Source organism: Bacillus smithii (assembly GCF_001050115.1).
Classification (GTDB): Bacteria; Bacillota; Bacilli; order Bacillales; family DSM-4216; genus Bacillus_O; species Bacillus_O smithii.
Genome location: NZ_CP012024.1, coordinates 1,445,363 through 1,465,138, shown reverse-complemented (window position 1 = coordinate 1,465,138; position 19,776 = coordinate 1,445,363). Strand labels below are relative to the sequence as shown.

The following is a 19,776-nucleotide window of genomic DNA, read 5'->3' as shown; positions in this document are numbered from 1 at the left end:
TCTCTGTAATCTATTAAACTATTAAACTGTTAATGCTGAATGAAAAATTTGTTAATTTATCATTAATTTTACATTTGTTTCCATAACTTTTTGAGATTTAACCTGTACAATTTTACATGCTCGAAAGACTTTATGGTAAAATGAATAGGAAGCTTCATTATGGATAACAAAGTTTTTCAAATGTCTTTCAATAAGTTGAACGATCCTAATGGATGGAAAGGACTGACTAATGGCCAATACGCATTCTTATTCAAAAAATGAGGAAATTGCCAACTCGATTACTCACGGCATTGGAGCGCTGTTTAGCATTGCGGCATTAGTGATGTTGATTGTGTACTCTGCATCGTATGGCGGACCCCTTCATATCGTTTGTTTTACGTTGTTCGGCGCCACCATGCTTCTTTTATACTTATCCTCCACGATTGTGCATAGCCTTCCGCCTGGGAAAGCAAAAAAATTATTTGAAATTTTCGATCACTCGTCGATCTATTTTTTTATCGCTGGTACTTATACTCCCTTTGCTTTACTGGCGATAAAAGGCTGGCTTGGATGGACGCTTTTTGGCATCGTGTGGGGGATAGCTGTGGGCGGAACCATTTTTAAATGTTTTTTTGTGAATAAATTTCTTTACACCTCCACTCTTTTGTATGTAGCGATGGGCTGGCTTGTGGTTGTTGCATGGGGTCCTCTGACAGAAACGGTGGCTCCAAACGGAATTTTACTGTTAGTCATCGGCGGCATATTCTATACAGTGGGAACAGTTTTTTACGTGTGGAGGGGATTTCATTACCATCATGCGGTTTGGCATCTGTTTGTTTTAGGTGGATCATTTGCCCATTTCTTTGCTGTTTTGTTTTATTTGCTGCCTTAGTTTGATGATAAATCAATGCAAACATCGAGTAGGAGGGAGCGATTAACTCCCGTCCTCTCACACCACCGTACGTACGGTTCCGTATACGGCGGTTCAATTAAGATAATTGACGCAAGTCTTTATAACTTCCGTGAATAGCTGTTCTCTTTATGCCAGTGGTCACTCCACCCTCCAAGAGGTCTCCCACGGGATTCACCGCTTCCTCCCTCAAGTGAGGTACTACGTTTTCTGTGTTCATCATGACTCACTGAATACCAAGGGCTATTCTCTCTTAATTGTTCGGTCCTTCTTAGTTGTTCTAGACCAACTAATACTATGACCTCTGCTGACTTCTGACGGTTCAGCTACTTATCACTAAGTAGGTTATGAAGAGTACTTCACATATCCGCCAGACCTCCCCGGGTAAGTACATGCACTTTCACACCATCTATCCGCCTCATTTACTCGATATGACCTTCGACAGAAAGAGCTTTGTTTTGTTATGCAAACTCACTCAATCATACCTAGCCTTATATGAGGTTCGTGTTCCTCGGACCGGTGTTTTGCCTCCAGCTTCCTTCAGATTCCGCGTCACCACGGACACCCTTGCTCTTGGCTAACCTCTACTTCTGTCTTCGGGGTTCGGGACTTACACCCTATAGTTCATGTACATGCCGGGCGCACATAAAGAACGAGCAGGAAAAGTTCCTTCTCGTTCTTTTTCATTAAGAATTTGGCTTTATTGCTTTCATCGAAAAAAAAGCGGATACGAGGCATAAAAAGGCCAAAATAAAGAACATCACAAATTCCGAATTTTTCATGAGAATGGAGCTGACAGGAGGCCCCGCTGCTACACCGGCAAAACGCATAGCACTGTAAATAGAAGTAATCGTCCCTCGCTCTTCCTTTTCAATGCTGCTTGTGATCATGGCATCCATACAAGGCAAGCCGGCGCCAATGCCGATCCCGCAGATCACAAAAATGGCTAATATATACCACAATCGATCTGAAAAAAGGATCATACACAATGATATAGCAGTGACAACAAGCCCGATCGTTGTAATCCATTTCATCGTCTTTTTATTCCCTTTAATATATTTCCCGGTTAAAAAAGAAGCGAAGCATAAAGCTGCGAGCGGGATCGCAAGCAAAAATCCTTTCATAATTCCAACAGTATGAAATTGATCTTCCAAGATGCTCGATAAATAAAATTGAAATCCAAACAAAACAAACATTAATATAGTCCCAATAGCAAAAACGGCATAAAGCCATCTGCCTTCCCTCTGAAAAATTTCCTTCACCTTTTGGATAAATTCACGAATCGATTCTTTATTCTCTTCTTCTCTTTTTGGGCTTTTAACGAAAAGAAGCAAAAGGAAAATAGAAACTAAACAAAATAACGGAAAAGAAAAAAAAGGCATAAACCAAATCCAACCCGCCAACAAAGCTCCCAAGATGGGACTGAGTACTTTTCCAAGCGTGTTCGACGTTTCAATGACACCAAGCGTCGCGCTTACTTCCTCTTCTTGTCGGAACAAATCTCCGACTAGGGGCAGTACAATAGGAAAAGCTCCAGATGCCCCCACTCCTTGCAGCATCCTGCCGATCAGGATCATATAGTATGGGTTCGACATCTTCCAAGAGGCCCATCCCGCCAAAAGCCCACCTATTCCCGAAATGATCAAACTCGGAATCATGACCATTTTACGTCCCAGTCTGTCCGAAAGATAACCGGCAATGGGAATAAGCAATATCGGAACAACTGAATAAACCGTAATAATCAAGCTCGATTGCAAATTCGAAATCCCCAATTGCTTTTCTATAACTGGAAGAACCGGTATAAGCATAGAATTCCCAAGTGTCATAATAAGAGGAACCGTTGAGATTGATAATACGGCCGCCGGTTTACGATGTTTTTTTTCTTGTTGAGAGGCGGATCTTTTTTTGCTGTAGCCTTCAGCTGGATATTCAATATGCTCCATGAATGAATCCTTTCCTTCCTTTTCAATCTTACTTATTATTATGTACACTTATTTGAATTCCTACTTAGTCGAATAGCTGTTTCCAAACATTTCTTTTTGATAAACACGTTAAAATGGAAATGGACTCATATTGAAAACATCATGCAACAAACATAGTGATGGATTGAACATCCATCAAGAGAAGTCGGTTCTTATATACCCGAAATCACCCAGCTGAATCATCTGATAAAAGAAAAAAAGGCTACCGATTTTTGATTTATTCATCAGTGAGCACATTACCATTACATAATATAGAAATTCGTTGCGGACCACTTGTTAACATAACATTATTATAATAAATTTTAATCGAAATCAATTTTATGAATGGGGTTCCTGTTTTCTATTGCGTCTTTTAATCGTTTTTGCATGTCGCCGATCCCTCTGCTTCCTTGGAGCGGAAACTGAATATCGTGGCATTCCGGGAACATTTCCCGCAAAATGGGTTGAAATTTTTTTCCACCCAACATGACAACCACGTCAACCGCAGCGGCTCCTTTTACCTCCGCTTGTTCTCTCAGTTGGCTTATTTCGATCATTTCCGATTTTCGATGATGATCTGAAAAAGATAAATCATAATTACCAGGGACAATATCATCCGGAAGCAATAACCCATGCTTAGCCGACAAAATGCCCCAATGATCAAAAAACAGGCGAGCGTAGTTTTGACAAAGGCGATGAAATATTCCGATATAGGCCGCATCAGCCCGCACCGGTCCGAACTCTGGATGTTGATCCCAAATTTTCCGTTTGCCACACGGAATGATGCAAAAGAATTTCTTTTGTCTCATTCGTTTTTTCCCCTCCCCCTTTTTTAAACATGAACATTTCTTTTTCAGTATGAACTCCTATTTTAAAGCTCTTTTCAATGGATTATAAAATTATTCTTTTGTATCAATCATTTGGGGACTGTTCTTTTTTTCTTTCCACTGTTTAAATCGCTCTAAGTCTTTTTCCACTAATTTTAATGTAAAACCAATGACGGCCGAGTCATCGATCAGTCCAAATCCTAGCAAGACATCAGGAATCGCATCCGTTGGGACAGCAAAATAGACGATGGCCGCAAAAATGGACAGCATCGAACGATAAGGAATTTGGCGGTATTCCCCTTTCGACCAAGCTTTAGCCAGTTCTAATAATAATTGCAAATTGTTCCAAACATCACGAAGGCGCCTTCTGTTTTTTCCTGCTTTTATTGTCGCCCGCCGAATAAGTTTCATCGCTTTTCTCTTATCTTTTAAATATTCTTTTGCTCTTCCAACGAAAACGTTCGAGTTTTTGCTTTCTTCGTCTCCACGATTGTGTCGTAAGCTATTCAATGGAATCATCCCCGTTCTTATTTTCATGCCGGCGATTCCTTCAGCACATTCATCGCCCTGCTTGTTTCCTATACATTCCCCATTTTACAAGGATTTATGATGATTTTGGCCTTTTTTTCTTACTATATCCTTTATCAAGCCATATTGCTCATTAAACCGATTTGCTTTCCCAAACCTAGATGATTTTAACTATTTTCTCCCAAACACAAAAGGACTGGAAATACAATCCAGTCCCTCTTTTCTCTATTGTTCATAAGCACAATATGGGCGCAATTTGACTCCAATCATACTTCCTATATAAGCGGAAGCAAACCACAACCAACCATGAACGCTGAAAGATGCGATTCCATCAAAATAAGATCCGATGTTGCAGCCAAAGGAAATCCGAGCTCCATAACCCATAATCACTCCGCCGCATAGGGCAGCAATGGTCATTCTTGTCGGGCGTTTCCAATGAATAGGTTTCTTAAATCGACCGGCAACTGCCGCAGCCAATAAAGCTCCAACCATCACACTAATATCCATCACTGTTGTAATATCCATATATAATGGATTGTGGAGAGAAGCTGCTCTCGCCGGATCAGTCCAATACGACCAATGTTCCGGATGGCCTCCGAACAGCTGCACAATTTTGGCTCCCCATAAGGCAAACGCCGAAGTGATTCCCCAAGGCTTTCCTTGAATAATCAGGACGAGCGTGTTCACAATAGCCAATAATAATCCGCCAATGACAAGAGACCAAGGTCCGGTAAACACCGATTTCCAACCATTTCCCTGTTTAAGTGTCGGCGCAACCCAATGGCCATTTCGGCGTTTCTCTAACATAATCGTGATAACAAACACAACGGCTATTATAATCAGTTGAAAGATGTATCCTCCCAGCGGCCCGAAGGTTTGGATAAAGGAAATGGGTTCAAAATGAGGCGTATTCATCCACCAATTGAAATGAGTTGTCGCGATTACAGATCCTATAATAAATCCGATTAACGTCACAATCCCGTTAACATCTCCGCCGCCTATATGATAAAGCGTTCCAGAAGCACAACCGTCTCCAAGCTGCATTCCAATGCCAAACAAAAAGGCTCCGATCAAAACAGACATTCCGACGGGTGATACATATCCTTCAACTGGATGACCGAATATGGATCCTTTTATTAGAAAAGGTAAAAATAAAAGACTTGCTGTTGCTAACATAATCATGTGGGCACGCAAACCTTCCCCTTTTCGGTAAAGAATGAACTTACGCCAAGCAGAAGTGAAGCCAAAGTGCGCTTGATAAAGAGTAAAACCACCCAAGCCACCAAGAAGATATAATAAAGCTTGACTGACGGAAACCCGCTCGTATAAAAAGATGGCACCTCCTAAAAGAACGGCCGCTGATATGATTTTCAGCATAATATCAAAATAGTACGGTTTACCTGATATTGGTTTTTTCATTTGTTCTGTACGATTTTGAGCTGCTAATTCCAATATCATTCCCTCCTTTTCATATTCATTAATATAATACAAAATCGATCAAAATGGTAGGAATATCTCCGAAAAAAGATGGCCTATCCGCAAGATAGGCCATTTAATGACTTCTATTTGCATTGACATCCGCAAACTCATAAGTGCACCAAATTAAGGCTTCTAACGAACGATGATTTTCAATCGAACAAGTCCATATTGATATGAAGGAACACTCATGCCAATTCACAACGAAACTATTGACCTGTTATCTCGCGAACTTTTTCATCTCTCGGAAGCAGCCAAGAAACCAATCCAAAAAGAGGCAATAAACTACAAAAAATCATGACAAAGCGAATGCTGAACAAATCGGCAAGCGAACCAAATAAAACGGATCCAACTCCTCCCATTCCAAAAGCCAATCCGACGATTAGCCCCGAAGCCATACCTACTTTCTTCGGCATCAGCTCTTGAGCATATACGACTGTGACACTGAAACTCGTCATCAAAATAAAACCAATAAGTGCTATCATTGGAATTACCAGCCATAACGGAACATGCGGCAATAGGACAGCCAACGGAGCGGAGCCAAGCATGGAAACAGCGATGATATTTCTTCGTCCGAAACGGTCTGCAAGCGGGCCGCCAAAAAATGTTCCTAGCACTCCAGCAACTAAAAAAACAAATAAATAAATTTGCGCTTCTTGAATCGATAAGCCATAATCATCCAACAAATAAAATTGATAAAAATTGGAGATCCCGGCATAATACCAAGAACGAGCAAACACGAAGAAAACCAACACGACCATCGCCCATTTGATTTTGCCAGAAATCGATTGCTGAATTTTCGTATTTTGACTTGCCGGTTTTGCACCTTGTCTTCTTTTTTTCTCTATAATGACAGGCTGCCTGCTGTACCATCTCGAAACCATAAATAATAAAATAATGCCCATAACCGTAACGAATGTAAACCATAATCCTCCTCTTTGACCTAAAGGAACAAAAATCAAAGCTGTGAAAAGAGGAGCTAGCGATTGGCCGGCATTCCCCCCTACTTGGTAAATGGATTGTGCCAGTCCTCTTTTGCTCCCTGCCGCCATATACGCTACCCGCGAGCCTTCAGGATGAAAAACCGCTGAACCAAGGCCGATGAAAATGACCGATGCCAACAGCGCCCAAAATTCATTGGATATGGAAAATCCGATCAGGCCTAATGTACTCATGAACATCCCAAAAGGAAGCAAAAAAGGGGTTGGTCTTCTATCCGCAAATACACCAAACACCGGCTGCATCACAGAGGACGTCATGTTTAACATAAAAGCAATCAACCCAATTTGGGCATAAGTAATATGTAATGAATGTTCTAAAATCGGGTACATAGCCGGGACGACCGACTGGATGGAATCGTTCACAAGATGACCGGTGCTTATGGCCAAAAGGATGCCGTATACGGTGGCCATTGCGCCTTTTGGCATGGGTTGTTTTTCTTTTGCAATACTTGTCATTTCCCTTCACTCTTTCAATTTAGTTTAGATTGTCAATATTATATATAATTATTGGAAAATTAGAAACAAAAAAGTTTTCTCCTTATAAAAATCCTCGGATTTTCGCAAGCCAAAACCCGAGGAATTCCAATTAATACAAGAAAATTCATTTGATTTTTATATCCAACGGAAACGGGGCTGTTCCTCCCCTTTTGTCTCGTTGGTTGCTTCTTCTTCATGGGGTCGGATCCGCCAAAAATTGTCCCAAACTGATGGAGATCGTTCAGGAGACTGCTCTTTGGTCTTTTCCTCGATCTTTTTCTCGATCTTCTCCTCAGTCTTTTTCTCGGTCTTTTCCTTGATTTTTTCTTTTTTCGGCTGTTTCTTTTTTTTCTCTGCCATTGCTCTGCCCTCCTCCCGCATTTTTGACATTATAGTTTATTCAAAAAAAATGGCCGCGTATAGGCGAATGATTTGCTTTGATATGGTGTGTTAACAGAATACGCAATTTTTCTATCTAATGTGCTCTCATCTAAGAAGCGATCAGGCACTGCCGCTTAATAAATGACATATTCTTTTCTAAACGACTTTGTGCTGTTTTTTATTGAATGAAACAAAGCAGTTAGTAAAAAATAGAAAAGCCGATCGATACAACGTTTGTTTTTCCATAGAGAAACTTTTTTTACACCTTCCTATATTCATGAACGTTCCTAAAAAGGTTGCTATAGACTCAAACGCCATCCATTTGGTAACATGTTCTAGTAGCATAAGTTGGTAAGGAGATAGTCGCATATGGATGAAAAAAAATTTCAAGATCTGAAGGCAGGAGAAAGAGGCGCTGTCATCAGCATTTTTTCTTATCTCTTTTTATCGGTTTTCAAACTGTTGATCGGAATTACGAGCCACTCGGAAGCCCTTAAAGCGGATGGTTTGAATAACACCACTGATATCATCGCCTCTGTCGCGGTACTCATTGGATTGAGATTGGCGCGTAAACCTGCCGATGAAGATCATCCATATGGCCATTGGCGCGCAGAAACGGTCGCATCTCTTATGGCTTCATTCATTATGATGATGGTAGGTTTGCAAGTGCTTTTCAACGCTGTTTCCTCCATCTTTCATCATAAGGAACAAATTCCTGATTGGATATCTGCATGGGCCGCTCTTTTCGGCTCTTTTGTCATGTTTCTTGTTTATCTTTATAATCGTCGTCTCGCCAAACGCATTAACAGCCAATCGGTTATGGCTGCCGCTAAAGACAATTTGTCTGATGCCTTAGTCGGGGTCGGGACAGCAATTGGAATCATCGGCTCCCAATTTCACCTAGCCTGGCTCGATCCTTTGGCCGCTGTCATCATTGGATTATTAATTTGCCGTACCGCATGGGAAATTTTCCGAGATGCTTCTCATGACTTGACAGATGGTTTTGATGAAGGGCAATTACAGAAATTTAAAGAAACTGTTCTTACCGTTCCCGGCGTGATTAAAGTAAAAAGCGTCAAAGCACGAAAATACGGAAACAATGTCATAGTGGATATCGTGATCCTCGTTGACCCTACTCTTGATGTCCGTTCCAGCCATGGAATTTCCGACAAAGTGGAAAATATTTTAACGGAAAAATATGACGTATTTGGGGCCCACGTCCATATTGAACCAAAGGATTGAACGAACGCAATCTCAAGGAGAGCCCCAAACGCTCCTTGAAGATTCTTTCCCCAAAATGTAGTCCACACAGAAAATCAAGATTCAACGTTTTCTAACAGAAATCAAAATTGATTTCAGTCCATTCCGTATATCCATTTCCTTCCCCCTGTCAGTTTGCCTTTGATGTTCTGTTCTTTTTATTTTTTACTTCAAACCATTTTGCTGAAAAATTCTTCTGAATCAATGGCGAATCCTTTTTTTGACGCAATATGGCTCCTTCTGTCTGTTTTATAAATCAACTTTTCCAAAGCCCCTTTCATTCAAAAGGAAACAATTGATAAAAAAGGGATAATCCATCGTCCTCACCGGAACCATTTTTCAACGCACCATGAATGTTTTTTTCAGAAGGTGGAATCTTATTTAAAGGATCCATCATTTTATAAAGGAGGTTATCACGGTGATTCAATGGCCAAGCAATGATGCTTTCCAACCTTTGGGCCAGTTTCGAAAAGACATGGAACGTTTCTTTAATACAAATTTTCCTTCATTTTTCCAAAATAATTTCAACTTTCCAAGAATGGATGTGCGTGAAACGGATAATGAAGTTATTGTTACTTGTGAAATTCCAGGATTGGAGAAAAAAGAAGACCTGTTTATTCATTTAGATGGCACAGAACTTCAAATTTCCGGAAAAATAGAAAAAACCGAAAAAAGGGAATCAGAGCAGATTCATCATGAAGAACGATATTATGGAAGCTTCCAAAGAAAAATAACTTTGCCTGCAAAAGTGGATGAAAACAGCGTTCGAGCCACTTATAAGAACGGTATTCTTGAAATAAGAGCCAACAAATTGCAGACTTCCAATCGTAAAACGATCGACATTGAGTTTCAATAACACCGCCACTCTCATACATCCCGGTCATACTAAAGACGAGCGAAAAAACCTCCGAGCAAAAGACTCGGAGGCATTTACAAATGTCTATCCACATAATGGAATTCCATTTTGTTCAATTTTGAATCCCATCAAGAGCTTTTTGGGCCAGCATGGCAATGACAGCGTCATCCATCGGAGGATTATGCAATCCGGCTCGAACATCTCTGTAATAGCGCTGCAAAGGATTTTCGAAAAATAAACTTTTGGAGCCGGCAATCCGCATGGCCGCATCCACAACGCGTATACTTGCATTCACAGCCACATGTTTTACGGCTCCTAGAGCTGCCTGAAGTTCCACTTTGGATTCCGAACGATCCCATTTTTCTGCGATTGCATACATAAACGTACGAGCTTGCAAGAGTTCCAGTTCCATTTGCCCAATCAGCTGGCGAATATTCGGTAAATCACTGATCGTGCCTTCTATGCTGTTGGGAGAATATTCAGTCGAAAATCGGAGGGCATAATTACGGGCAGCACCGGCAATTCCAAGGTAGCAGGCCGGGATATGGAGCAGCCATCCCGCTGATTGATTGTTCACAGGATCGACGGTCTCCACAAAATATTTTTCATCTATACGAACATCTTTTAATAATAAGTCATGGCTTCCGGTTCCTCTCATCGAAATGGTATTCCAAGTTTCTTCAACGGAAACCCCTTTCGTTTCTTTCGGTATGAGAAAAATACCGACCTTTTTTCGTTGAGGAATATAAGCCTTTACCAATATGAAATCGAGAACGGGGGATAAAGTCGTATGCGTTTTTCGGCCATTGATCACCCACTGTCCGTTTTCGAATACAGCCGTAGTTTGCGGCAAGCCACCTCGAGTTGGACTTCCCGTTTGCGGCTCAGTAGCTGCAGTGTTGATTAAAGCCCCTTTTTTTACTTTCTTCACTACTTCGTTCCAAACATCTTGATTCCATGGCCGCCTTGCGGATAAATCCATCATCGTGCCCATGTGCCAGCCGATTGCCAAAGCAGTAGAGCCGTCTCCTTCGGCAATTTTTTCTTGATAAAGAAGAAATTCATATAAAGAAATTCCTTTTCCGCCAAATTCTTTGTCTAAAGTCCACGTCGTATAGCCTGCCTCTTTTAAATCTTCCATATTCTCATATGGAAAATCTCCCGTTTCGTCTATTTTACCCACTCTTTCAGAAAAACGAACAGCCAATTTCCCAATTCGTTCCAAACGTTCTTGTTCTTCCTTTGTTCTCGCAAAATTCATTTCTGACCAGCTCTCTTTCTTTTCCTGCTTCTGCTTTCTTTATACTATTCTAGTTTTTATTTTAATGCGACTTTTTAGTCGTTCCGTCCTCTGGAACAGGGGGTTCTCGAGTCTCTCGATCCTTATATTAAACTTGTATTTTCTCCCTCAATTATTCGCCAAAAAATAAAAAAGAAAGCGATAAGGAGTTTGAAAGCCCTATCATCTTTTCGTTTTTTACGATCAACAACGAAATATAAGAAGGAGAGATTCTATAAAAAAAGAAAGGATTTTCATTCGATGTGTGCGACTTTTTCTAAAACCGAATTTCGACGATCCCGAACCGTTCAGCAAAGCACATAAAAGATCTTTATCCTTGGAGTGAAACGCAACAACAATTAACATTCGGAAAACCATTTCGTTTCTCTCCGTTTAGAAGATTAAGAAGGCGGACGTTTTTAAACGCGATCGGCGCTTTTATATTGTTCCATCCGGATTTATTTTCTGCCTATCGTTTTTTTTGCTGATTTTTCTAGGCAATCGAATCGTAAAAGTGGTGCCTTTATTTACTTCACTATCAATTTCCAAAGACCCTTTATGATTTTTTATGATTCTCTGGCATATCATTAATCCAAGACCCGTTCCTTTTTCTTTTGTGCTAAAAAACGGTTCCCCCAATCTTGAAATCAGCTCTCTTGGAATTCCAATTCCTTCGTCGATCACACGTATCACCACATGATCTTCGGAATGATCCATTTCGGCTTCAATCGTGACGGTCCCGCCTTCCGGCATCGCTTCAATCGCATTTTTAATAAGATTAATTAACACTTGTTTAATTTGATCCGCTTCCGCTTCAATCACAGGACAATCCTTCAAGCGAATATCAGAAATAATATCAATATTATACATAATAGCTTGAGTCCTTAGGAGCGTGACAACACGATCAATTAACTCGACTAAATTGATTTCTTCAAGATGGGAAATCTGCGGTTTGGCAAGCACAAGCAAATCGCTGACAATTTTATCAATACGGTCGAGTTCTGTCAAAATCACATCCGTATAATCCCGATAACCCATATTGCTTAATAATTGGGTAAACCCTTTGATCGCCGTTAACGGATTTCGTATTTCATGGGCGATACCCGCGGCCAACTGTCCGACAATGGTCAGCTTTTCAGCTTTCTGAAGCATTTTTTCCGTTTCTTTTTTGTTGGTGATATCTTTTAAAATGATTTGATATGTATGCCGATTTTTATAAAACAGAGGTATTAATTTGAATTCTACGCATTTAACAATTTGATCCACTCTTCTAATGCAAACTTCCAGCGAATCTTGCTGGTGAGGATGTTGAAGATATGTTTTAACAAGCGGGATATATTCCTCAAGGAGATAGTCGAAAAGGGAACGGCCAATAATTTCCTCCTTTCTTGCTGAACCGAGTAGTTGTTTGCCGGCTTGGTTAATATCGACAAAAAAGCCTTCCTCCGTGACGATTCCTATTGTATCGACCGTATTTTCCAACAAAAGGCGGTACTTTTCTTTTTCTTCTTGAATTTGTTCTTCAAACACTTTTCGTTCAGACACATCATGGGAGATACAAAAATATTCCATTTCATTTGTCATAGCAATGCAGCTCGTTTCAAGCCAAACATAATCGCCGCACTTTCTTCGTGCACGGTACTCAATCTTATCCCAGCCATGATCGGAAAGTTGCAACTTATACCGATCTTCCGGATGGATGTAGGAATAGATAAACGTCCCCAGCAATTCGTAAGCTTCATAGCCAAGGATGAGAGCTGAGGCTGGTGATACGTACGTCAATCTGCCGTTGGAAGAAATACACATGATCAGATGTCTGGAATCTTTGATCAACGATTGGAATTTATTCACAATAAATGAAATGTTTTTTTTGTTCACCATAAAATTAAACCCCTTAGCAATGAAGAAAAATGTCATTATTTTCTATTATACACAAAATTCAGGTTATTTGAGGCAATTTTACTTTTGAAGATCCTTTTATTGTCTCTGTTTCGCTCCTTTTGTTTGACATTTTCATTCCTCCAAAATTGCTGCTCTAAAGAAGAATTTCAATATAAAATTCTATTCAATGCCCTATATCATGGCAAGATATTTATAGATTGCGAAGAAAAAACAAGATTGTTGTCGAAAAATAAATTAAATATTTTTAATATTTATAATTGAAAGTCATTTATTTTCATGTTAGATTGATAGTTGTAACTCCCAAACTAAAATGTAAGGAGGAATTCGATGAGCTCAGTTGCAACTCCATTAAAGGAAAAAGTTGAACAATTTTTGTCTGGTGTCAAAAAATTGTACATTAACGGAGAATTTGTAAAAAGCGCCTCTGAAAAAACCTTTGATACTCCCAACCCTGCGACGGGTGAAGTGTTGGCTACAGTTTATGAAGCGCAAGAAGAAGATATTGACCGTGCTGTAAAAGCAGCAAGAGAAGCATTTGACAATGGTCCGTGGTCTAAACTAACCCCCGCGGAAAGAAGCCGATTAATGTACAAACTCGCAGATTTAATGGAAGAAAATAAAGAAGAACTGGCTCAACTAGAAACCCTCGATAATGGTAAGCCGATCAGGGAAACTTTGAATGCCGATGTTCCGTTGGCCATTGAACATTTGCGCTATTATGCCGGTTGGACAACGAAGATCGTTGGCCAAACCATCCCTGTGAACGGTCCGTTCTTTAACTACACCCGCCATGAACCGGTTGGAGTAGTCGGCCAAATTATCCCTTGGAACTTCCCGCTTTTAATGGCGTTGTGGAAATTAGGGGCCGCACTTGCTACCGGCTGCACCGTCGTATTAAAACCAGCAGAACAAACGCCTTTATCCGCTTTGTATTTAGCTGAGCTGATCGATGAAGCCGGTTTTCCTAAAGGAGTAGTGAACGTCGTACCAGGATTTGGTGAAACAGCCGGGCAACCGCTTGTAGACCATCCTCTTGTCGATAAAATTGCCTTTACAGGTTCAACAGAAGTCGGAAAATTAATTATGAAGCGAGCATCCAATTCGATCAAACGGATCACGCTTGAATTGGGTGGTAAATCACCGAACATCATCCTTCCGGACGCAGATTTTTCAAAAGCCATCCCGGGAGCTTTAAACGGGGTTATGTTCAATCAAGGTCAAGTATGCTGTGCCGGCTCACGCGTCTTTGTACCGAAAAAGCAATATGATAATATCGTTTCCGATATGGCGGATTATGCGAAAAACATTAAGCAAGGTTTCGGACTTCATTCCGATACAGAAATGGGTCCGCTTGTATCCGATGAGCAGCAAAATCGCGTTCTTGGATATATTGAAAAAGGATTGGAAGAAGGCGCTGAATTAGTCACCGGAGGAAAGAAACCGTTTGAGGAAGGTTATTTCGTCACTCCTACCATTTTCGCCAATGTGGAAGACGATATGACGATTGCAAAAGAAGAAATTTTTGGTCCGGTCATTTCTGCCCTGCCGTATGAAGATTTAGATGACTTAATCAATCGCGCGAACGATTCCATCTATGGATTGGCTGCTGGAGTTTGGACACAAGATGTGAAAAAAGCACATTACATCGCCAATAATCTCCGTGCCGGAACCGTTTGGGTCAACTGTTACAACATATTTGACGCTGCAAGTCCTTTCGGTGGATACAAACAGTCCGGTATCGGCCGGGAAATGGGCTCCTACGCTTTGCAAAACTATACGGAAGTAAAAAGCGTGTGGATCTCTTTGAACTAATAGCGGTAAAATAGTAAGGGCTTACAAGAGCTGGATCCTCTATTGATTTTCCTCTAAATTCAGCGAATCGCTTGAATTTAGAGAAGCTGGGAGGAATCTGGCTCTTTTGCCTTTTGCCTTGCCTTATTTTTCTTTGCTGTGATAAATTCGATTTTTACTTTTTTGAAGATGGTTCATTCTGAAAGTTTCACCTTCCCCCGATTTATGAATTCTTCTTCTTCCTTCAAAAACGGCCAAATGCTTATGAGAATTCCGTGTTTCACTTTTTTACTTTGAACAAAATCAAACCTCAACAGTAAAAGTACAATCGAAATGAATCCTTCACAAACGTGATCGGTTTTCGGTCCAAAAAATGTCCGATTACAGAAAAAGACCGTGCAAATGTTGAAACGCACGGTCTTTTTGACCTTTTTCAGGAATTATTTATTCATTTCAAATTTTTTCTTCTCTTCTTCCGCGAGTTTTCTCCACAAAAGCTTTCCACTGGACGTAGTGGGCAAGGAATCGCGGAATTCAATAAATCTTGGATATTTATAAGCTGCCATGTGTTCTTTAGACCAACGAATCAATTCTTCTTCCGTAATTTTTCCTTTGTAGTCTTCATTCAAAATGATGAAAGCCTTTACATTCTCACCTCTTTTTGGATCTGGAATTCCGACCACACAAGCTTGCTGCACGGCTGGATGTTTGTAAAGATAACTTTCGACTTCAGTCGGCCAAACTTTAAATCCCGAAGCATTGATCATTCTTTTTAAACGGTCCACAATGAAATAATATCCTTCTTCATCGCGAACCCCAATATCGCCAGTCCGGAAGAATTTTTTACCATCTATTTCAAGGAAAGCCTTTTCGTTATCCTCTTTGCGGTTATAATATCCGACAAATACTTGAGGACCGTGTACCACAATTTCCCCTTCTTGACCGTCGTCCAATTCTTCTAAAGTTTGTGGGTTTATGATTCTAGCATCAACATCGAACGATGGAACCCCTAAACATTGCAATTTTGGGCGATCCGGCGGATTGAAATGTGTATGAGAAATCGTTTCGGATAATCCATATCCTTCTACATAGCGAAGGCCCGTTAATTTGTACAGCTTCTCCCCAACGGCCGCCGGCAGCGAAGCTCCTCCCCCCGCAATTAATTCCAGCGAGGCGACATCTTCTTTTTTCAGCAGGGGATTGGCAAGAAAATCAATAAGCATGGTGCTGATGACCACCCAATGAGAAATCTGTTTCTTTTTTATGATTTTTCTGGCATATTCGCGGTCCCAGCGCGTTAATACGATCATTTCCGCTCCTACAAAAATAGGCATATGCATGCTGTGAATCATTCCGGTCACATGGAACAGCGGCAATGTTGTGAAACAAACTGAATTGGGCGTTAAAATATCCCAATATGCTCCACCTATCGTGTTTGCCTGGACACTGCTATGTTTATGCAAGCATCCTTTTGGCAAACCCGTTGTACCGGATGTGTACGGCATGACGGCAAGATCGTCCGCATCTCCCAGCGTACACTCCGGTTTTTCTCCAGCTTCTAACACATCTTTCCATAAATAATGATTTTGTTTTGAAAACAGACGGCGACTTTCTGCCACTACCGGAGGAATTGGATCATCCACTTCTTCGGGCAAATAATCATGATAACAAGCGATCACTAACTGTTCTAGAGGAGTTTGTTCCAAGAGCGGGGCAACATAATCATAAATTTCTTGTGAAACGATACCGGTTTTGATTTGTGCGTCTTGAATATAAAATCTAAGTTCTTCGGTTGTATTCATCGGATTGATCGGAACGACAATCGCATTAATCCTGGATATAGCGTAATAAGAAATGATAAATTGAGGCGAGTTTTGCATATACAGCATGACACGGTCCCCTTTTTGGACGTGCAGCCTTTTTTCCAAAAAACCCGCGATTCTCTCTGCTTCTTCCAAAATTTGTTGATAAGAATACGTGGCGCCATAATAATAAATGGCATTTTTTTGAGGAAATCGTTTGGCGGAAACAACTAAATTATCGAAAATATTGGTTTTTGGAACCGTTAGCGTTTTGGGGACTCTTGTTGGCCAGAATGAAAAATGGGCAGTATTTTTCATTTTTCTCCTCACCTCATGAATTCATAATATTTTCCTTTTATCAAAACAGCCGGGTGTCTAAAAGGGAGATTTCTAATATTCCAGTTTTAGTGTGTCAACTTGTTATACGGTCTTTACCACAGGCATCTGAACGTTATTCATAATCAGAAACAATCTTTATCGTTCTTTCTATCATGATCCATAGTCGAGCTTCATCGTGTATTTCAGTGCAGCCGTTTATTTTCCTCGAAAAATCGGTGTTCTTTTTTCATTAAAAGCGGTAACACCTTCTTTATGGTCCTCTGTTTCCGCCATCAGCATCTGTGTGAGCCTTTCTCTTTCAAGCACTTGTTCTAAAGTCAGCTGATAAGATTCATTGATCAACTTTTTCATTTTTCCATACGCTTTAAGAGGTCCTTGCGATAAGCGCGCAGCAAAAATGATGACTTCATCCTGCAGCTCTTCGATAGGCACCACGCGGTTGATGATTCCTAACGCAAGCGCTTCTTTTGCTGTGATAGGCTCTGCTAAGAAGAACAATTCTTTCACTTTATGGGGACCTAAAATTTTAGGTAAAAAATGGAGGCCTCCGCCATCGGAAATAAGCCCTACTTGAGCAAAACTTAAGATAAATTTACTTTCATCCGATGCAAGAATAAAATCGCAAGCTAGAGCCAAATTAAATCCCGCTCCTGCCGCATATCCATGAACAGCTGCCACAATCGGTTTTTCCACTTCTTGCATCGTCAAGATACATTGATTGAGATGACCTACATGCTCATACAAGGATGTGATGTCAGTTCGGCTGGCCATGCTTTTCACATCACCCCCCGCAGAGAAAGCTCTGCCTGAACCTCTTATGACGATTGCCTTCACTGAATCATCCTCACCCGCTTGTTGCAGTTGTTCTCTCAAACCAATGAGCATATCCTCGCTAAAAGCGTTTAAACTTTCCGGACGATTTAACGTCAAAATCAAAATTTTTCCTTGTTTCTCCACTAATACATCACTCATTCTTTTCCATCTCCTTTTCCCATTTTTTTGATCAACTTACCGAATCTACTAATAAATTAGTGGCGACGTTGATCCGTGTATTTGAACAACTGTTCCGCTGGAATCACAGAACAAAAGTAAACGCTTTCTAAATGGATTGTTGGACGCTTCTCCTTTTTTTAATGAGTATATACCCACTCATATTGTAGATCTGATTGGATTCAGACTTCCCTTAAAAATGGGGTTGACCATCCTGCTCATTTTCCACATGGATTAACTTTCCGTCTTTCCAGCGCGGAACGACAGTGAAGGCACTTTTTTGGGAAATAAAGTCCAATTCATCATCATACGAATAGCGCGAAAGTATTTTTCCGATTCTTGTTAAGCACAAAAGTTCATAAGGATGATCCTTTTGGGATCGATAAAACAATTGCGCCGTTTTCGCAGCATCCGTCAACTGAAAAGAATGAAGCGAAAGCAAGCAGTCGACCATGTAGCCGGCCCCATAAAAATCTTCCATACTGAAGCTGCCGCGCGACCCTCCGCAAATAAGGAGGATGGTTTCATTTTGATAATGTTTCACAATGTCGGCTGCGACAGCTTCTGTATTTAATAGGCTGGCTGCGTATAATTTTTTGGCCGACTCCGCTTTCTTCAGTGCCACTGTACCATTTGTCGTCGATAAAATGAGCGTTTTTTCTTTAATCCTTTTTCCCAGCTCTTTTGGATAAGGATCCAGAAACCCTTCCATTGATTTCCCGTTATATTCTCCGGCAAGCACAGCAGACGATGACGGAAATGCAGAGGATACTTCGACTGCTTCTTCCCTGTCGTATACAGGAATCACGGCTTCGGCCCCTTGTTCCAGCGCAGCCGTAATGGTGGATGTGGCCAGTATAATATCAAATACAACGGCGATTTTTCCTGCCAATCTTTCCATCACTAAATCTTCTTTTTTCAATACTACGTGGATCTTCCTTGTCATAGCTCACCTCTTTCACTATGAAAAGCCGTCAGCCAGGAATATCGAACTAATGATTTGGCAAATTCTCCGTAGCGGGCAAAGCGATGATCATTTGTCTGGCCGTTTTTGTAACGATAATAAATCTGCTGGCAAATACCAGCTAATTTAAAATATCCGAACGATAAATAAAATGGAAAATGTTCCACGTCCCTTCCGCTTTTCCTGCTGTAGCTTTTCACAAATTCCTTTCTTGTGTAAAATCCAGCCAACGTTGTGACAGAGGGCTTCCCAAATCCTGCTTTCAACTCGGGCGGATCATCTGGTTCCTGCCAATAGCTCATAGCTGCTCCCAAATCAGCCAATGGATCTCCTACTGTTGCCATTTCCCAGTCAAGCAACCCTGTCATCTTCGACAAATCTTCAGAAAATAGAGCATTGTTCAGCTTGTAATCATAATGGATAATGGCCGGTTCAGGTGAAGTTGGAATATGGTGGACAAGCCATGTTTTCAACCGTTCCAACTCGGGAAGATCTTCCGTTTTCACTCGTTCAAAACGAGCGATCCAGCCATGCACTTGCCGTTGTAAAAATCCTTCCGGCTTCGTCATTTTCTCTAGTATTGTTCCTTTATATGGAACAGAGTGAAGATTCACAAGCATATCGACCATCATCTCAGAAATGCGCTTCCCTAATGCCGGCGTTGGTTCAATCTCTTCCGGAAAATCGGTATCGATCAAAATCCCTTCTTTTTTTTCCATCAAAATAAATGGCTTTCCCACAATAGAATCATCTTCGCAAAATAGAAATGGCCGCGGCGCCAAAGGGAAATGTTCCGCTAATACTGACAGAAATTGATGCTCCCGTTTCATATCATGAGCTTTCGGAGCAACAGGCCCCATAGGCGCACGCCTTAATACCGCCTCCCAATTTCCTATGTTTAATGCATATGTGAGGTTCGAGGCTCCCGTACCGAATTGCCGGATCTCTAACGGCGAATCCGGTAAATCCTTAAAATTCTTGCGTAAATACGCTTCCAATTTTTCTTTATTTATTTCCTCTCCTTTTCGGACAGGTATGATATGGGACAATCGG

At 40.9% G+C, this 19,776-nt stretch carries 16 protein-coding genes; 4 read left to right on the top strand and 12 right to left on the bottom strand.

Annotation, left to right across the window (positions count from 1 at the left end; translation table 11 throughout):
• Nucleotides 1–229 precede the first annotated feature (229 nt).
• The gene (trhA, locus tag BSM4216_RS06950) at nucleotides 230–871 is read left to right on the top strand and encodes a PAQR family membrane homeostasis protein TrhA (protein ID WP_048623222.1); all 642 of its coding nucleotides are present in this window, start codon (nucleotides 230–232) and stop codon (nucleotides 869–871) included.
• Between the two features lie 704 nt (nucleotides 872–1,575).
• Here trhA and BSM4216_RS06945 read toward each other — a convergent pair.
• The 6 genes from BSM4216_RS06945 to BSM4216_RS06920 all read right to left on the bottom strand — a co-directional run bounded on the left by BSM4216_RS06945 (nucleotide 1,576) and on the right by BSM4216_RS06920 (nucleotide 7,519).
• Entirely contained in the window at nucleotides 1,576–2,832 is a 1,257-nt protein-coding gene (locus BSM4216_RS06945) for an MFS transporter (protein ID WP_048623221.1), read from the bottom strand.
• A gap of 341 nt (nucleotides 2,833–3,173) precedes the next feature.
• Nucleotides 3,174–3,659, bottom strand: coding sequence for a DUF6884 domain-containing protein (locus BSM4216_RS06940; protein ID WP_003354669.1), 486 nt, complete (start codon nucleotides 3,657–3,659; stop codon nucleotides 3,174–3,176).
• Nucleotides 3,660–3,749: 90 nt separating this feature from the next.
• On the bottom strand, nucleotides 3,750–4,196 hold the full coding sequence (locus BSM4216_RS06935) for a YkvA family protein (protein WP_244878067.1): 447 nt from the start codon (nucleotides 4,194–4,196) through the stop codon (nucleotides 3,750–3,752).
• A gap of 234 nt (nucleotides 4,197–4,430) precedes the next feature.
• Entirely contained in the window at nucleotides 4,431–5,657 is a 1,227-nt protein-coding gene (locus BSM4216_RS06930) for a YeeE/YedE family protein (protein ID WP_048623219.1), read from the bottom strand.
• Between the two features lie 233 nt (nucleotides 5,658–5,890).
• Complete coding sequence (locus tag BSM4216_RS06925) at nucleotides 5,891–7,138, bottom strand: MFS transporter (RefSeq protein WP_048623218.1); 1,248 nt, start codon at nucleotides 7,136–7,138, stop codon at nucleotides 5,891–5,893.
• 156 nt (nucleotides 7,139–7,294) lie between these two features.
• Nucleotides 7,295–7,519, bottom strand: a complete 225-nt coding sequence (locus BSM4216_RS06920) for a hypothetical protein (RefSeq protein ID WP_048623217.1) — start codon at nucleotides 7,517–7,519, stop codon at nucleotides 7,295–7,297.
• A 390-nt stretch (nucleotides 7,520–7,909) separates the two neighbouring features.
• Here BSM4216_RS06920 and BSM4216_RS06915 point away from each other — a divergent pair, with 390 nt between their 5' ends.
• A complete protein-coding gene (locus BSM4216_RS06915; RefSeq protein WP_048623216.1) occupies nucleotides 7,910–8,782 on the top strand; it encodes a cation diffusion facilitator family transporter in 873 nt (290 codons plus the stop codon).
• A gap of 436 nt (nucleotides 8,783–9,218) precedes the next feature.
• A complete protein-coding gene (locus tag BSM4216_RS06910) occupies nucleotides 9,219–9,656 on the top strand; it encodes an Hsp20/alpha crystallin family protein (protein WP_234395484.1) in 438 nt (145 codons plus the stop codon).
• Nucleotides 9,657–9,768: 112 nt separating this feature from the next.
• Here BSM4216_RS06910 and BSM4216_RS06905 read toward each other — a convergent pair whose 3' ends face one another.
• Nucleotides 9,769–10,917, bottom strand: a complete 1,149-nt coding sequence (locus BSM4216_RS06905) for an acyl-CoA dehydrogenase family protein (protein ID WP_048623215.1) — start codon at nucleotides 10,915–10,917, stop codon at nucleotides 9,769–9,771.
• A 456-nt stretch (nucleotides 10,918–11,373) separates the two neighbouring features.
• Nucleotides 11,374–12,816 (bottom strand): PAS domain-containing sensor histidine kinase, encoded by a 1,443-nt coding sequence (locus BSM4216_RS06900; RefSeq protein WP_053083229.1) that lies wholly within the window; start codon nucleotides 12,814–12,816, stop codon nucleotides 11,374–11,376.
• A gap of 348 nt (nucleotides 12,817–13,164) precedes the next feature.
• Between BSM4216_RS06900 and BSM4216_RS06895 the strand changes: the two genes are divergently transcribed.
• Nucleotides 13,165–14,649 carry an aldehyde dehydrogenase family protein gene (locus BSM4216_RS06895; protein WP_048623214.1) on the top strand — a complete coding sequence of 495 codons (1,485 nt, stop codon included), beginning with the start codon at nucleotides 13,165–13,167 and terminating at the stop codon, nucleotides 14,647–14,649.
• 419 nt (nucleotides 14,650–15,068) lie between these two features.
• Here the strand turns inward: BSM4216_RS06895 and BSM4216_RS06885 are convergent, their stop codons facing one another.
• The 4 genes from BSM4216_RS06885 to BSM4216_RS06870 all read right to left on the bottom strand — a co-directional run bounded on the left by BSM4216_RS06885 (nucleotide 15,069) and on the right by BSM4216_RS06870 (nucleotide 19,772).
• Complete coding sequence (locus BSM4216_RS06885) at nucleotides 15,069–16,748, bottom strand: long-chain fatty acid--CoA ligase (RefSeq protein WP_048623212.1); 1,680 nt, start codon at nucleotides 16,746–16,748, stop codon at nucleotides 15,069–15,071.
• Between the two features lie 216 nt (nucleotides 16,749–16,964).
• A complete protein-coding gene (locus tag BSM4216_RS06880) occupies nucleotides 16,965–17,741 on the bottom strand; it encodes an enoyl-CoA hydratase/isomerase family protein (RefSeq protein WP_048623211.1) in 777 nt (258 codons plus the stop codon).
• A gap of 211 nt (nucleotides 17,742–17,952) precedes the next feature.
• Nucleotides 17,953–18,705: a 2-phosphosulfolactate phosphatase gene (locus BSM4216_RS06875; RefSeq protein ID WP_048623210.1), complete on the bottom strand. Its 753-nt coding sequence runs from the start codon at nucleotides 18,703–18,705 to the stop codon at nucleotides 17,953–17,955.
• Nucleotides 18,702–19,772, bottom strand: coding sequence for a phosphotransferase family protein (locus BSM4216_RS06870; protein WP_048623209.1), 1,071 nt, complete (start codon nucleotides 19,770–19,772; stop codon nucleotides 18,702–18,704). The genes BSM4216_RS06875 and BSM4216_RS06870 overlap by 4 nt, the downstream gene beginning before the upstream one ends.
• Nucleotides 19,773–19,776: the final 4 nt, after the last annotated feature.

Bases quoted from the DNA above. Each gene is read 5' to 3' on its own strand.
- trhA (WP_048623222.1), top strand. From the start codon at position 230: ATGGCCAATACGCATTCTTATTCAAAAAATGAGGAAATTGCCAACTCG.
- BSM4216_RS06945 (WP_048623221.1), bottom strand. From the start codon at position 2,832: ATGGAGCATATTGAATATCCAGCTGAAGGCTACAGCAAAAAAAGATCC.
- BSM4216_RS06940 (WP_003354669.1), bottom strand. From the start codon at position 3,659: ATGAGACAAAAGAAATTCTTTTGCATCATTCCGTGTGGCAAACGGAAA.
- BSM4216_RS06935 (WP_244878067.1), bottom strand. From the start codon at position 4,196: ATGATTCCATTGAATAGCTTACGACACAATCGTGGAGACGAAGAAAGC.
- BSM4216_RS06925 (WP_048623218.1), bottom strand. From the start codon at position 7,138: ATGACAAGTATTGCAAAAGAAAAACAACCCATGCCAAAAGGCGCAATG.
- BSM4216_RS06920 (WP_048623217.1), bottom strand. From the start codon at position 7,519: ATGGCAGAGAAAAAAAAGAAACAGCCGAAAAAAGAAAAAATCAAGGAA.
- BSM4216_RS06915 (WP_048623216.1), top strand. From the start codon at position 7,910: ATGGATGAAAAAAAATTTCAAGATCTGAAGGCAGGAGAAAGAGGCGCT.
- BSM4216_RS06905 (WP_048623215.1), bottom strand. From the start codon at position 10,917: ATGAATTTTGCGAGAACAAAGGAAGAACAAGAACGTTTGGAACGAATT.
- BSM4216_RS06900 (WP_053083229.1), bottom strand. From the start codon at position 12,816: ATGGTGAACAAAAAAAACATTTCATTTATTGTGAATAAATTCCAATCG.
- BSM4216_RS06895 (WP_048623214.1), top strand. From the start codon at position 13,165: ATGAGCTCAGTTGCAACTCCATTAAAGGAAAAAGTTGAACAATTTTTG.
- BSM4216_RS06885 (WP_048623212.1), bottom strand. From the start codon at position 16,748: ATGAAAAATACTGCCCATTTTTCATTCTGGCCAACAAGAGTCCCCAAA.
- BSM4216_RS06880 (WP_048623211.1), bottom strand. From the start codon at position 17,741: ATGAGTGATGTATTAGTGGAGAAACAAGGAAAAATTTTGATTTTGACG.
- BSM4216_RS06875 (WP_048623210.1), bottom strand. From the start codon at position 18,705: ATGACAAGGAAGATCCACGTAGTATTGAAAAAAGAAGATTTAGTGATG.